The 13,288-nt window shown below is 63.1% G+C and carries 13 protein-coding genes; 8 read left to right on the forward strand and 5 right to left on the reverse strand.

The genetic code is table 11. From position 1 onward, the window contains the following. The first annotated feature begins 60 nt into the window (after nt 1-60). From glnA to AAG799_RS04300, 5 genes are all read left to right on the forward strand, one after another. Nucleotides 61-1,470 (forward strand): type I glutamate--ammonia ligase, encoded by a 1,410-nt coding sequence (gene glnA, locus AAG799_RS04280; protein WP_341894563.1) that lies wholly within the window; start codon nt 61-63, stop codon nt 1,468-1,470. Between the two features lie 158 nt (nt 1,471-1,628). Beyond that, nucleotides 1,629-2,270 carry a tetratricopeptide repeat protein gene (locus tag AAG799_RS04285; protein ID WP_341894564.1) on the forward strand — a complete coding sequence of 214 codons (642 nt, stop codon included), beginning with the start codon at nt 1,629-1,631 and terminating at the stop codon, nt 2,268-2,270. 67 nt (nt 2,271-2,337) lie between these two features. Further along, nucleotides 2,338-3,822 (forward strand): TrkH family potassium uptake protein, encoded by a 1,485-nt coding sequence (locus AAG799_RS04290; RefSeq protein ID WP_341894565.1) that lies wholly within the window; start codon nt 2,338-2,340, stop codon nt 3,820-3,822. A gap of 153 nt (nt 3,823-3,975) precedes the next feature. Next, nucleotides 3,976-4,974, forward strand: coding sequence for an MBL fold metallo-hydrolase (locus AAG799_RS04295; protein ID WP_341894566.1), 999 nt, complete (start codon nt 3,976-3,978; stop codon nt 4,972-4,974). A gap of 55 nt (nt 4,975-5,029) precedes the next feature. After that, nucleotides 5,030-5,341: a ferritin gene (locus AAG799_RS04300; protein ID WP_341894567.1), complete on the forward strand. Its 312-nt coding sequence runs from the start codon at nt 5,030-5,032 to the stop codon at nt 5,339-5,341. A gap of 2 nt (nt 5,342-5,343) precedes the next feature. On the opposite strand, the gene AAG799_RS04305 is transcribed toward AAG799_RS04300, so the two are convergent. Both AAG799_RS04305 and AAG799_RS04310 read right to left on the reverse strand, forming a co-directional pair. Continuing rightward, nucleotides 5,344-5,730 carry a RidA family protein gene (locus AAG799_RS04305; protein WP_341894568.1) on the reverse strand — a complete coding sequence of 129 codons (387 nt, stop codon included), beginning with the start codon at nt 5,728-5,730 and terminating at the stop codon, nt 5,344-5,346. An 8-nt stretch (nt 5,731-5,738) separates the two neighbouring features. After that, nucleotides 5,739-6,422, reverse strand: a complete 684-nt coding sequence (locus AAG799_RS04310) for a DJ-1/PfpI family protein (protein ID WP_341894569.1) — start codon at nt 6,420-6,422, stop codon at nt 5,739-5,741. Between the two features lie 161 nt (nt 6,423-6,583). Here AAG799_RS04310 and zigA point away from each other — a divergent pair, with 161 nt between their 5' ends. Genes zigA through AAG799_RS04325 form a run of 3 tightly spaced genes read left to right on the forward strand, consistent with a single transcriptional unit; the run spans nt 6,584 to nt 9,297 of the window. After that, the gene (gene zigA / locus AAG799_RS04315) at nt 6,584-7,813 is read left to right on the forward strand and encodes a zinc metallochaperone GTPase ZigA (RefSeq protein WP_341894570.1); all 1,230 of its coding nucleotides are present in this window, start codon (nt 6,584-6,586) and stop codon (nt 7,811-7,813) included. Then, the gene (locus AAG799_RS04320; protein WP_341894571.1) at nt 7,810-8,436 is read left to right on the forward strand and encodes a DUF1826 domain-containing protein; all 627 of its coding nucleotides are present in this window, start codon (nt 7,810-7,812) and stop codon (nt 8,434-8,436) included. The genes zigA and AAG799_RS04320 overlap by 4 nt, the downstream gene beginning before the upstream one ends. 51 nt (nt 8,437-8,487) lie before the next feature. Continuing rightward, on the forward strand, nt 8,488-9,297 hold the full coding sequence (locus tag AAG799_RS04325; protein ID WP_341894572.1) for an aldolase: 810 nt from the start codon (nt 8,488-8,490) through the stop codon (nt 9,295-9,297). Here the strand turns inward: AAG799_RS04325 and AAG799_RS04330 are convergent, their stop codons facing one another. From AAG799_RS04330 to AAG799_RS04340, 3 genes are all read right to left on the reverse strand, one after another. Then, entirely contained in the window at nt 9,298-10,401 is a 1,104-nt protein-coding gene (locus AAG799_RS04330) for a HAMP domain-containing sensor histidine kinase (RefSeq protein ID WP_341894573.1), read from the reverse strand. It lies immediately after the preceding gene. Nucleotides 10,402-10,573: 172 nt separating this feature from the next. Then, the gene (locus AAG799_RS04335; protein ID WP_341894574.1) at nt 10,574-11,572 is read right to left on the reverse strand and encodes a tripartite tricarboxylate transporter substrate binding protein; all 999 of its coding nucleotides are present in this window, start codon (nt 11,570-11,572) and stop codon (nt 10,574-10,576) included. Nucleotides 11,573-11,613: 41 nt separating this feature from the next. Next, nucleotides 11,614-13,179, reverse strand: a complete 1,566-nt coding sequence (locus tag AAG799_RS04340) for a UxaA family hydrolase (RefSeq protein WP_341894575.1) — start codon at nt 13,177-13,179, stop codon at nt 11,614-11,616. Nucleotides 13,180-13,288 lie beyond the last annotated feature (109 nt).

Consider the following 13,288-nt stretch of genomic DNA (forward strand, 5'->3'; position numbering starts at 1 on the left):
CTCCGGATCGTCCCCATGAGTCGTTACCAACCAGGGAAGAACTAGCAGGAAAAAACAGCCATGGCTGATGCAAAATCCATTGTGAAGCAGTTTAAGGACAAGGACGTCAAGTACGTCGACTTCCGGTTCACCGATCCGCGCGGCAAGTGGCAGCATGTCGCCTTCGACATCACCATGATCGATGAAGCCACCCTCAAGGAAGGCATCATGTTCGACGGTTCGTCGATTGCCGGCTGGAAGGCGATCAACGAGTCCGACATGCTGCTGAAGCCCGACTTCGACAGCCTCACCTACGATCCCTTCTCGGCGCAGACCACCGCCGTGCTGTTCTGCGACGTTCTCGAGCCGCATGAAGGCACCCCGTACAACCGCTGCCCGCGCTCGATCGCCAAGGCCGCTGAAGCCTACATCAAGACCAGCAAGACCGGCGACGTGGCCTACTTCGGCCCGGAAGCCGAGTTCTTCGTCTTCGATGACGTGCGCTTCAAGACCTCGATGAACGAAACCTTCGTCTACCTCGACGACATCGAAGGCGACTACAATTCGGGTAAGGTCTACGAAGGCGGCAATATGGGCCACCGCGCCCCGATCAAAGGCGGCTACTTCCCGGTCGCTCCGATCGATCAGGGCGGCGACCTGCGCTCTGAAATGCTGACCACCATTGCCGGCATGGGCGTGACGGTCGAGAAGCACCATCATGAAGTGGCGAACAGCCAGCATGAGCTGGGTATCAAGTTCGCCACCCTGCTGAAGTCCGCCGACAGCATGCAGATCTACAAGTACTGCGTGCACAACGTGGCGCATGCCTGGGGCAAGAGCGCGACCTTCATGCCGAAGCCGATCAAGGGCGACAACGGCTCGGGCATGCACGTTCACCAGTCGATCTGGAAGGGCGGCAAGCCGCTGTTCGCCGGCAACAAGTATGCCGGCCTCAGCGAGATGGCGCTGTTCTACATCGGCGGCATCATCAAGCATGCCAAGGCGCTGAACGCCTTCACCAACCCGCTGACCAACAGCTACAAGCGCCTGATCCCCGGCTTCGAAGCCCCGGTGCTGCTCGCCTATTCGGCGCGCAACCGTTCGGCCTCCTGCCGCATCCCGTTCGGCGCCGGCGAGAAGGCCAAGCGCGTCGAGGTCCGCTTCCCCGATCCGGGCGCGAACCCCTACCTGGCTTACTCGGCCATGCTGATGGCCGGTCTCGATGGCATCAAGAACAAGATCCATCCCGGCCCGGCCATGGACAAGAACCTGTATGACCTGCCGGCTGAAGAGCTGAGCAAGGTTCCGCAGGTTTGCGGCAGCCTGCGCGAAGCCCTCGAGGCCCTGGACAAGGACCGCGCCTTCCTCAAGGCCGGCGGCGTCTTCTCGGATGACTTCATCGACAGCTACATCGATCTGAAGTTTGAAGAGGTGTATGCCTTCGAGCACACCCCGCATCCGATCGAGTTCTCGATGTACTACTCGGTCTAAAACGACCTTCCCTGGGCCGCGGCTTAACAGCCGGGTGTCCAACAAGCCCCGCCGGTTCCTGCCGGCGGGGCTTTCTTTTTAGACTTCCCCCGGCGCGACCCGGCCCGTAAAATTGACGCGTTGCCCTCCTGGTCAAACCGGGCGACGGGGGAGTGAAGATGCGGCCGGCAATCGCGATCCTGGCTCTGGCGCTGCTTGCGGGTGGCTGCTCGAAGGATTTCAGCACCACCAACATGGCGCGCTATCACGATGCCGGCACACGTGCCGAAAGCAGCCGCGATTATCAGGGCGCCGAAGAGAATTACGAACGTGCCCTGGTCTGGGCCGGGACCGAAAAGGTGCCGCCGGCCATGCTGTCGCTCACGCTCTACAATCTCGGCCGCATGAAGGGCCATGGCTGCAAATTCGAGGAAGCGCGCGAACTGTTGCTGACCTCGCTGGCCCTGGAAGAAGCCACCTCCGGCCCGGCCAGCACGCAGATTTCACGTCGCCTGTTCGAGCTGGCGCGCCTGTTCTATGACCGCAAGCAGTATGCCGAAGCCCTGCCCTATTATGCCCAGGCCATTCCCATGGTGCGGCAGCTTAAACTGGAAAACGAAAATCCGGTCGCCTTCACCGATGCCTTGCAGGAATACGCCACCAGCCTGCGCCAGACCGGCGACCCGCAGACCGCCGAGTCCCTTGCCGCCGAGGTCAGCAACCGGCGCATCCAGCATGCCGACGCCCGACCGCAATACCTGATCGTCCGCTACACCGCGATCTGCCGCAGCACGACCCTGGTGCAGGCTGGCCGCGCCTGAATCTCCGACACCTCCCGGCCGTGCCGGCCCTTGATTCCCAACAGTGGCCCGACCACACTCCGCGCCAATGAGCAACGCCGTCGTCAGCCCTCGCAAAGACATCACCGTTCGTCCCGGGCCAATCCTGTTTTTCGTCGGCGTGGTCAGCTGCTGTTTCGGCATTGCCATGCTGCTGCCGATGCTGGCCGATATCGTCGACGGCCATGAGGACTATACGGTTTTCCTGATCTGCTCGGCGGGCACCCTGTTTCTTGGCGCCGGGCTGGCCTTTGCCACCTATGACCGCACCCAGCAGATCAACCTGAACGAAACCCTGCTGCTGCTGCCGGCCACCTGGCTCACCATCAGCCTGGTCTCGGCCGCGCCCTTCATGCTGTCAGACCTGAAACTACCGCTCGCCGATGCAGTATTCGAAGCAGTGTCCGGCCTGACCAATACCGGCTCCACCGTCATCGTCGGCCTGGATGGACTGCCGAGCGGCCTGCTGCTCTGGCGCTCGCTGCTGATGTGGATCGGCGGCTTCGGCGTGGTGACCATCGCCGTGCTGGCGCTGCCCTTCCTGCGCATCGGCGGCCTGCAGCTGTTCAGCCTCGACCTGTCGCCCAATTCGGCCAAGTTCCTGCCGCGCATCACCGAGGTGGTGTCGCAGATCGGCATCATCTATGCCGTGCTGACCTTCATCTGCATGATCTGCTTCTGGCTCGCCGGCATGACGCTGTTTGACGCCCTCAATCATGCGATGACCGCGCTGGCTACCGGAGGCTATTCCACCCACGACGCCAGCATCGGCTTTTTCCAAAGCGCCGCCATCGACTGGGTCTCGATCGTGTTCATGGCGCTGGGCGCGATGCCCTTCGGCCTTTATATCGTCGCCACCTATGGCCGGCCCGGCATGCTGTGGCGCGATGAACAGGTGCGGCTGTTCCTCGGCATCATCGCTGCGGCCACCCTGATGCTGACCCTGTGGCGCATGCTGAACCATGACGTGCCTGCGGCAGAGGCCGTGCGCCAGTCCGCCTTTGTCGTGGTCTCCACCATCACCACCACGGGCTACACCAGTTACGATTATGCGCTCTGGGGCGGTTTCGCCGAGAATATCGCCCTGCTGCTGATGCTGATCGGCGGCTGCACCGGCTCCACCGTCGGCGGCATCAAGGTATTCCGCATCCTGCTGATGCTAAAAAGCCTGCGCACCCAGGTGCGGCGGCAGATTTTCCCGCATGGCACATTCCGCGTCACCTTCAACGGCGATACCGTGCCTGATGCCGTGCTGCGCGGCGTCGCCACCTATATCTTCGCCTATCTGCTGCTGCTCACCGGCCTGACCCTGGCGATTGCCGCCTTCGGCCTCGATTTCCGCGAGAGCCTCGGCTCGGCGGCCAGCGCGCTGGGTAATGTCGGCCCCGGCCTCGGCCCCGATAGTGGTCCCTGCTGCACCTTCAAGGAGGTTCCGGCTGGGGTGAAGTGGCTGATGTCGTTCGGCATGCTGGCGGGCCGGCTGGAAATCCTCATCCTGCTGATCCCGTTCAGCCGCTCCTTCTGGCGCAACTGACGCGCTCGGGCGTGATCACCGTCACGTCGGCGCCACCCCGCTCCCTTGTTGCGCGGCAGCGGCCGTCTATCGTCTTCGGACATGCTCACCCGTTTCGCCTGTCTCGCGCTGCTGCTCCCTCTCATGGCCTGCGCCGCCACGGATACACCAACCATGCCCGATCTGCCTGCCCATCATCTTGAGCGGTACGATCCGCAAAACGGCGGCCGCTTCCGCAACCCGGCCGGCAGTCCGGTGCCTGAAGACAGCCTGCTACTGGATCGCCTGCCGTTTTTCTGGAGCATGGCCTGGAGCGGGTTCCGCCGGATCGATATTCCGCCCGGTCATGTCCTTGCGCCATCCGAGGTGACGGCCGCGCTGCAACGCCACCACAACAGCGACAGCTACACCTGGATCGGGCATGCTGCTTTCCTGATCCGGCTCGGCGGCACCGCGATCCTGACCGACCCGTATCTGTCCGAACGCGCCGGCCCGTTCAATCTGCTCGGTCCGAAACGCTATGTGCCGGCAGCGCTGACGCCAGCCACGCTGCCCCCCATCGACATCCTTGCGGTCAGCCACAACCATTACGACCATCTCGATCTTGGTGCGATCGGTGCCCTGCCGAACAAGGAACGCGTTGCCGTCGTCGTGCCGCTGGGTCTGGCCGGCTACTTCCGCGACCGTGGCTATACCGACGTCACCGAGCTCGACTGGTATCAGAGCGTCGAACGCAAGGGCGTTACGATCACCTACACACCGGCTGTACATTTCTCGCGCCGAACCGCCTTCGATGCCAATCGCAGCCTCTGGGGCGGCTTCGCATTCAAATCGGCATCGCGCAACCTGTTCTTCTCGGGCGACACCACCTATGGCCCGGTCTTCCGTGAGATCGGTGCGAAACTCGGCCCCTTCGATATGGCTTTCGTGGGTATAGGGGCCTACGAGCCCCGCATCATCATGAGCAGCTCTCACACCACGCCGGAACAGGCTGCCCAACTCGCCAAGGATATCGGCGCGCAGCGAATGATCGGCATGCACTGGGGCACCGTGGTGCTGAGCAACGAACCGCCGTTTGAGGCCCCGGAGCGCCTGCGCGCCGGCGCCGCTGCCGTGGGCTATGCGCCCGGCGAGGCCGATGTCATGCCGATCGGCGAGACGCGGGCCTTCTAGCCGGGAACTTTGGCGGGGCAGCGCCATTATCCTCGACCAGCCCCGAGGAGCCCCGATGCCCAGCGAAACCCTGCATGCCCCGCGCGAACGCCTGTCCGCGAAAACCCTGTCGATGCACCACGCCATCGTCTCGCTGATGGAAGAGCTGGAAGCGGCCGACTGGTATCGCCAGCGTGCCGACGATTGCGAGGATGCAGCACTCAAGAAGATCCTGTTGCACAACATGCGCGAGGAAATCGAGCATGCCGCCATGGTGCTGGAATGGCTGCGCCGCAACGACGAGACCTTCGCCGCGCAGCTGAAGGAATATCTGTTCACCGACAAGGATATCGCTGCGCAGGAAGAAGCCGCGACCGGGAAAGCCTGACGTCAGGCCGCCGCAACGACCTCCAACTCCACCAGCCAATCCGGCAGCAGGGTTTGCACCACGATTGCCGTCGTCGGCACCGCGCGCCCGTTCAGCGCGGCGACCCGCGCATTCTGGTTCGCCTCGACATAGGCTGTGTCGCGCAGGTAGCTGGTGATGCGCACGATATTGTCCACGGTCATGTCGGCGCTGGCCAGGATGGTGCGCAGGTTCGACCAGATCAGCGCCAGTTGCTCATCCAGCGTCTTGCCTGCCACGCCGGCCTGATCCAGGCCCATGGTGCCGGCCACATAGAGAAACCGCGTTGGGTTGCGAACTTCCAGCGCGTGGATGTAATCGGGCGTGGTGGCATAAACGCCCGCAGTCGGATTGCGGGCTATGGTTTCCATGTCTTCCTTCACTGTTTCAGCCGCGCGAGTGCGCGCGTATCGGTCTCCACCATCGCGGTGGCATAGGGGCCGAGCCGGCCGCGCAGGCTGGCGACGGTGGCCGGATCGGCAGTGGCGGGCGACCCTCCATACGGCGGCTGCGGCTCGTATTCAATCTGCAGCTGGATTTCGCGCGCCACCTGCTCGCCAGCAATTGCCGTCACCAGCGCCAGGCCAAAATCGATGCCCGCCGTGACGCCGCCGCCGGTGACGCGGTTGCGGTCGGTCACCACGCGCTCGGCCACCGGCGTGACACCGAAGGCACTCAGCCGCTCCAGCGACATCCAGTGCGTGGTGGCACGATAGCCGTTCAACAGCCCGGCGGCCGCCAGCACCAGTGCCCCGGTGCAGACCGCCGTCACATACCGGCAGCCCGGTGCCTGGCGCTTCAGGAACTCCAGCACCACGACATCTTCCATCGCCTGCAGATGCCCCGGTCCACCGGGCACGCAGACCACGTCCAGCTGCGGACAGTCGGCATAGGTGGTGGTCGGCAGGATGGTGAGGCCGGCGCTGGAACTGCGTACCGGCTGCAGATCATGCGCCAGCAGATGGCAGGTGGCGTTCGGCAGCTTGGAAAATACCTCCCAGGGCCCGGTCAGGTCGAGCTGGGTCAGGTTGGGGAACAGCAGGAAACCGATCTGCAGGGACATGGGACATCCGGGATGATGGTGTGAGACAGCAGCCGCAGTGTGGCGACCCGGCCGGGCCACAGCAAGCCGGAAATCCATGCTGTAGCAAAGGCTTGCACAGGCTGGACAAGCGATCTTGGTCGCGATACCGTATGTTATAATATAACATTAAAGGTACCTGCATGACCGAGGCCGCCCCCAGCCCCCGCCTGCCCGTCACCGTCCTGTCCGGTTTTCTCGGCGCCGGTAAAACCACACTGCTCAACCATGTGCTCACCAACCGCGAGGGACGTCGTGTCGCTGTCATCGTCAACGACATGAGTGAAGTGAACATCGACGCCGCGCTGGTGCGCGATGGCGATGCGAAACTCAGCCGCACGGACGAAAAGCTGGTTGAAATGTCGAATGGCTGCATCTGCTGCACGCTACGCGACGATCTGTTGCAGGAAGTGACACGGCTGGCACAGGACGGGCGCTTCGACTATCTCCTGATCGAATCCACCGGGATCGCCGAACCGATGCCGGTCGCGGCCACCTTCGACTTCCGCGATGAAGCCGGTTTCAGTCTCGCCGACGTGGCTCGTCTCGACACACTCGTCACTGTGGTCGATGCCTATAACTTCATCCGCGATTACGCCTCGACCGATTTCCTGCGCCAGCGTGGCGAAAGCATGGGGCCGGAAGACGAGCGTACCGTCGTCGACCTGCTGATGGAGCAGATCGAATGCGCCGATACGATCCTGCTGAACAAGTCCGATCTGGTCACAGCGGATCAACTGGGTTTCCTTGAGGGCCTGATCCGCAGTTTCAACCCGCGGGCCCATATCGTACCCGCCAGTTTCGGCAAGGTCGCACTCGATCAGATCCTCGATACAGGACGCTACGATCCCCTGCACACACAGAGCTTGCCCGGCTGGCAGCAGGCGCTGCTCGGCCATCACCTGCCGGAAACCGAGGAATATGGAATCCGCAGCTTCGTCTACCGGGCACGGCGACCGTTCCATCCCTGGCGTCTGTATCGCTGGTTCAACAGCGAATGGAAAAACGTATGGCGATCGAAGGGGTTCTTCTGGCTAGCCACGCGCATGCAGCATGTTGGCTCCTGGTCGCAGGCTGGCGCAGTGACGCGCCATGAACGTGCCGGTGCCTGGTGGGCCACCATTCCGCAGGAGCATTGGCCTGACGACGACGAGTGGCAGAGCAGCCTCGATGGCATCTGGCATCCAGACTACGGCGATCGTCGCCAAGAAATCGTCCTGATCGGCGCAAACATGGATGAGGCAAGCCTGCGCCGCGGCTTCGATGCCTGCCTGCTGACGGACAAGGAAATGGCCGGCGGGGTCGAAGCCTGGCAAACGCTGCGCGATCCCTTCCCGCGCTGGGAGCGGCCGTCGCAGCCGGAGGCGGCATGACGCAGCATCAGGCCGCTCCACAAGCCTTGCTCGGACCTGCGCCTGCGATCCTGGAGGGCATTCATCACCCCGGTGTCAACCTCGCGGTCTGGACACGCAGCCTCTCGCCCTGCCTGCAGCTCGCGGCTGCCCAGCGGATTGACAGTGGTACCGCCCCGCTCTGCCTGTATGTGGAACCCGGTGAAGCGGCAGGCCGCCTGCCCGATCTGTTGCCGTCGGCGGCGCTTGCTGCGGATATCGCCTGTCTGGCCGAGCAGTTCCTGCGGATCAGCGGCAGCCCGCGTGCCCATGTCGAGCTTGAAGTCCTGCACCACGATGCCTGCCGTTACTTCCATGTCGATCAGGTCGGTTTGCGGCTGCTCTGCAGCTATGCCGGCCCGGGAACCGAATGGCTCAGCGAGGATAATCTCAACCGTGCCGCCCTCGGCACCGGCAACAATGCCGCCGTCGTCCGTGATCCGCGCCGTGTGCATCGGCTGGAAACCGGCTGGGCCGCTCTCTTCCGTGGCGAGGCGGCCGCCTCCGGTCGAGGCATTGTCCATCGCTCGCCGCCGATCCGGCAGAACGGCGAACGACGCCTGCTGCTGCGTATCGATGTGCCGGGACCGCATATCGCGGAATAGACAGGCGAGCCACGATTGCGCAGTATGGGCGGACCACCGCCGGAGTCCGTCATGGCCCACGCCCTTACACCGTCCTCACCCGCCCCATCCTCATCCAGCAGCGTCACTGGCCATAACCGCCCCGATCTCGACACCGACGCGATCCGCCAGGCCCGCGTCGATCTCGCGGCCTGTTTCCGCATGGCGGCACGGCTCGGCCTGCATGAGGGTATCTGCAACCATTTCTCCGCCATGCTGCCGGGCTATGACGACCTCTTCCTGGTCAATCCCTATGGTTATGCCTTCAGCGAAGTGACCGCCTCGAATCTGGTGGTCTGCGATTTCCATGGCCATGTGGTGGCCGGTGACGGCGTGCCGGAAGCCACCGCCTTCTTCATCCACGGCCGCATGCATAAAAACGTACCGCGCGCCCGTGTCGCCCTGCATACGCATATGCCCCATGCCACCGCGCTCTGCATGGTCGAGGGTGACCCGCTGGTCTTCGCCGGCCAGTCATCGCTGAAATTCTACGGCCGCACCAAGGTCGACCGCGACTATAACGGCCTGGCGCTGGATACCGGCGAAGGCGACCGCATCGCCGCTGCCGTGGGCGATGCCGATATCATCTTCATGCAGCATCATGGCGTGATGGTACTGGGCAAGACCATCGCCGAAGCCTGGGACGACCTGTATTACCTCGAGCGCGCCTGCCAGGTGCAGGTGATCGCCGAAAGCACCGGGCGCAAACTGCTGCCGGTGCCCAAGTCCATCGCCGAGACGACATACAGGCAGATGCGCGAGGGCGATGGCGAATCCGCCCGCCTGCATCTGGAAAGCATGAAGCGGATTCTGGACCGCGAAGAGCCCGATTATAAGAACTGACTAAAGCGTCTCATCCACCTTGGACGCAATATCCTCGATCTGCGCCTGGGTCATCAGTGACACCGGCTGATCCGGATTGAAAGCCGGGAACCGCAACGTCACAACGGTGCCCTTGCCCGGCGCGCTGCTGAGATCGAGCAGGCCGTGATTCAGTTCGACCATCGCCTTGGCCAGTGGCAGGCCCAGGCCGGTGCCGGCATGCTTGCGGCTCAACATGCTGTCGACCTGGCCAAATGGCACAAAGGCCGTGCGGATATCCGCCGCCGTCATGCCGATGCCGCTGTCGGTGACACGGATGACGACAGCGCCATCAGATTCACGATCGATCGCAATCTGCACCCTGCCCTGCGGCGGGGTGAACTTGATCGCATTGGACAGCAGGTTGATCAACACCTGCCGCAGCATCCGCTCGACCACCAGGACATGCAGGCCGGGCTGGACGATATCGACCGAAACCGCGACCTGCTGCTCTGTCGCCAGCGGTCGCAGCAAGCGCACCACCATCTCGACGGCATCCTCCACCTCGACCGGCTCGGCCTCGCGGGTATCGAATCCGCCGGCCTCCAGCTTGGCCAGATCCAGCAGGTTGTTGATCAGGTCGAGCAGATGCTGGGCACTGTCGTTGATATCGGCGGCGAATTCCAGATAGCGTGCATTCTGCATCGGACCGAAGCGCTGATGGCGCAGGATATCCGAAAAGCCGACGATCGCATTCATTGGCGTGCGCAATTCGTGGCTCATATTGGCAAACTGCTTGGTGCGTGACGTATTGACGTCCTTGGCATTGTGCAGCGCGATGGCCAGCTCGCGCGTCATCATCTTCAGGCGATGGCCAGCGGCACGCTGGGCCCGCAGCAGCAACTGGGCATGCAGGATCACTGGCGTCGCGACCAGGATTGTGATGATGCCGCAGATCGTGAACATCTTGCCGGTCAGCGGCTGCTCGAAGAGCGCGCCGCAGATCACCAGCAGAATCTGCGTGACAACGGCGCAAGCCACCACCAGGAGCGCCGTTGAAAGCGCGGGATGGCGACGGCCGAGCCAGTGATTGGCGGCATTCAGCTGGCGCAGCAGACGGGGTTGCGTATTGGTAGGACCGGGCATGCCCGATATTAGAAGTTGTCCCGGTCGCAATTGCAGTTGAAAAATAGCAACCTGCGCATAACAGGACAGGGTCCCGAAAAACCTTCAGCCAAAGGTAGAAATTCAGGAAATTTCCTCTGCATCCTGAGGAACTGGCGCGGCCAGACTGAGCCGCGCCGGAACCGTGAAACGATCAACTCTTGCCGAGCAGCTCCTTCAGCTTCAGCCGCTCGATGATGACCTTTTCTTCCTCGTAATTCTGCGCGACGAATTTCTGGTAATCGACGCCGTCCAGATACATCACCACCATATCGAGGCGGTTGCAGGTCTCCGTATGCTCCGCGCTTAGCGCCGCCTTGCGGAACACCTCACGCAGCTTGGCCGTGACAGCCGGATCGAGTCCCTTGGGTGCGCCGACGCCGTTGGGCGCCTGCATCACCACGTTGTAGCCACTCTCCTTCAGGGTCGGCACAGCGGGGAAGCCGGCCAGCCGCTGCTCGCTCCAGGTCGCCAGCAGGCGGAAGCGTCCGTCGCGCACCAGCGGTGCCCAGGAACTGGAATCGGCCAGCACCTGCACATGACCGCCCAGCACTGCCTGCAAGGCATCGGCGCCGCCCTTGAAGGGCACATGGCTCAACTGGATCTTTGCGGCATAGGAGAATTCCTCCATGCCGATATGCGTCTGCCCGGCGATGCCGGATGTGGCATAGGTGATTGTATCGGGCTTGGCTTTTGCCGCCGCCACCAGCTCCTGGACGGTCTTGAACGGCGAGTCCGCGCGCACGGCGATGCCGAAGGTCTGCCCGGCCGTACGGGCAATGAAGGTGAAATCGCTGCGCGGATCATGCGCAAAGCTGCCAAGCTGCGAGAAGCGTGTCACGCTGAGCGGAATCTGCCCGATGGTATAACCATCGGGCTGCGCCGTGGCGATGGCGGCGGCCCCGATCATGCCGGCCGCGCCGGCGCGGTTCTCCAGCGTGATCGGTTGCCCAAGCTCGGTTGCTGCCACACGGCACAGCGCGCGCATGGTGGCATCGGCTGTGCCGCCGGCCGGCCAGGGACAGATGAAACGGATCGGCCGCGAGGGATAAGCCTGCGCGAGCGACGGTTTGGCGAAGGTCAGAGTTGCGATGGACGCAAGCGTTCCCGTCAGGACCTGACGGCGGTCAGGTCCCTGCAGCATTTTTTTCATATGTTTCCTCCGGTTTTGCTCTTTTTGGTGGCTGGTCTTCGCTACCCCACGATGCCGATCTGCCAGGGTACGAATTCGTGGTCGCCGACACCGAGCAACTCACTCTTGCTCTTCTCGCCCGATGCCGTGCGCAGGATATGTTCGAAAATCTCCTGCCCCATTTCCTGCATCGACCTGGTGCCGTCGAGGATCTGGCCGCAGTTGATATCCATGTCCTCTTCCAGCCGGCGATACATCGGCGAATTGGTAGCGAGTTTCAGCGACGGCACCGGCTTGGCGCCAAAGGCCGAGCCGCGACCGGTGGTGAAGGCGATGATATTGGCGCCGCCGGCAATCTGTCCGGTGGCCGAGCAAGGGTCGTAGCCGGGTGTATCCATGATGACGAGGCCTTTGGTCTTCACCGGCTCGGCATATTTGTAAACATCCATGAGAGGCCCGGTGCCGCCCTTCATCGACGAGCCGAGCGACTTCTCGAAGATATTGGCCAGGCCGCCAGCCTGATTGCCGGGACTGACCACGCCGTTGATCTGCACATCGCGGCCCACGGCATAGACATCTTTCCACCAGCGAATCCGCTCGATCAGCTTCTCGCCCACCGCTTGCGTCACCGCACGCCGCGTCAGCGTGTGCTCCACGCCATACAGTTCCGGCGTTTCGGACAGGATCGCCGTGCCGCCATGGCGGACCAGAATGTCCATCGCCGCACCCAGCGCCGGATTGGCGGTGATGGACGAAAAGCCGTCCGACCCACCGCACTGCAGGCCCACCGTGATATGGCTGGCCGGCACGGTCGTCCGCTTCACATCATTGGCAGAGGGCAGGATTTTCTTCACCGCCTCGACGCCGGCCTCGATGGTCTTGCGGGTGCCGCCGGTCTCCTGCATCACGAAGGTGACGAGATTGGCGCTGCGCTCCAGTCCCTGCTCCTCCATCATGCCGCCCAGCTGGTTGCGCTCGCAGCCCAGCCCGATGACGACGACAGCGGCAAGGTTGGCATGCCGGATATAACCGCCCAGTGTGCGACGCAGCAGTGCCATCGCCTCGCCAGTCATTTCCATGCCGCAGCCCAGCGCATGGCTGAACGCTACCACGCCATCGACATTGGGGAAGTCGGCCAGGCGTTCCTCGGTAAAATGCCGCGCCACCGCATGCACCACGGTGGCCGAGCAGTTTACGGTCGAGACGATGCCGATGAAATTGCGCGTGCCGACACGGCCATCGGGGCGCACGATGCCCTGGAAGGTGGCGCGCTCGGCTTCGGGGATCATGTCGACCGGCCTGTAGCCCTGCCCATAGGCATAGTCGCGGTCGAACTCGCGGAATTCGGTGTTATGGCCGTGCAGCATGGTGCCGGCGCGGATGTCATCGGCGGCGAAACCGACGGTGACGTTGTATTTCAGGATCGGCTCGCCTTTCTTGAGATCGCGGGCAGCGATCTTGTAGCCCGCCAGCACCTTGTCACGGATCAGGAAGCCCGGGTTGCGGTTGTCGCCTTCCACCGGCATGCCCGGCACCACATCGATGCGGGCGACCACCGTGTTGTCATCCGGGTGCAGGCGGATCACGGGGCCGATCAGGCGTTTGGCATGCAGGTCGATCATGGACATCGGGGCAAAACTCGACTGGGCTGGCGGTGCCGGCTGCTGGCCGGAAAATGTTACCGGTAACATTTCAGGGCCGAGCCTACCGCGGAATTGCCGCGCTGGCTATAGTGGA

This window comes from Ferrovibrio terrae, assembly GCF_943371255.1.
Lineage (GTDB): Bacteria > Pseudomonadota > Alphaproteobacteria > Ferrovibrionales > Ferrovibrionaceae > Ferrovibrio > Ferrovibrio terrae_B.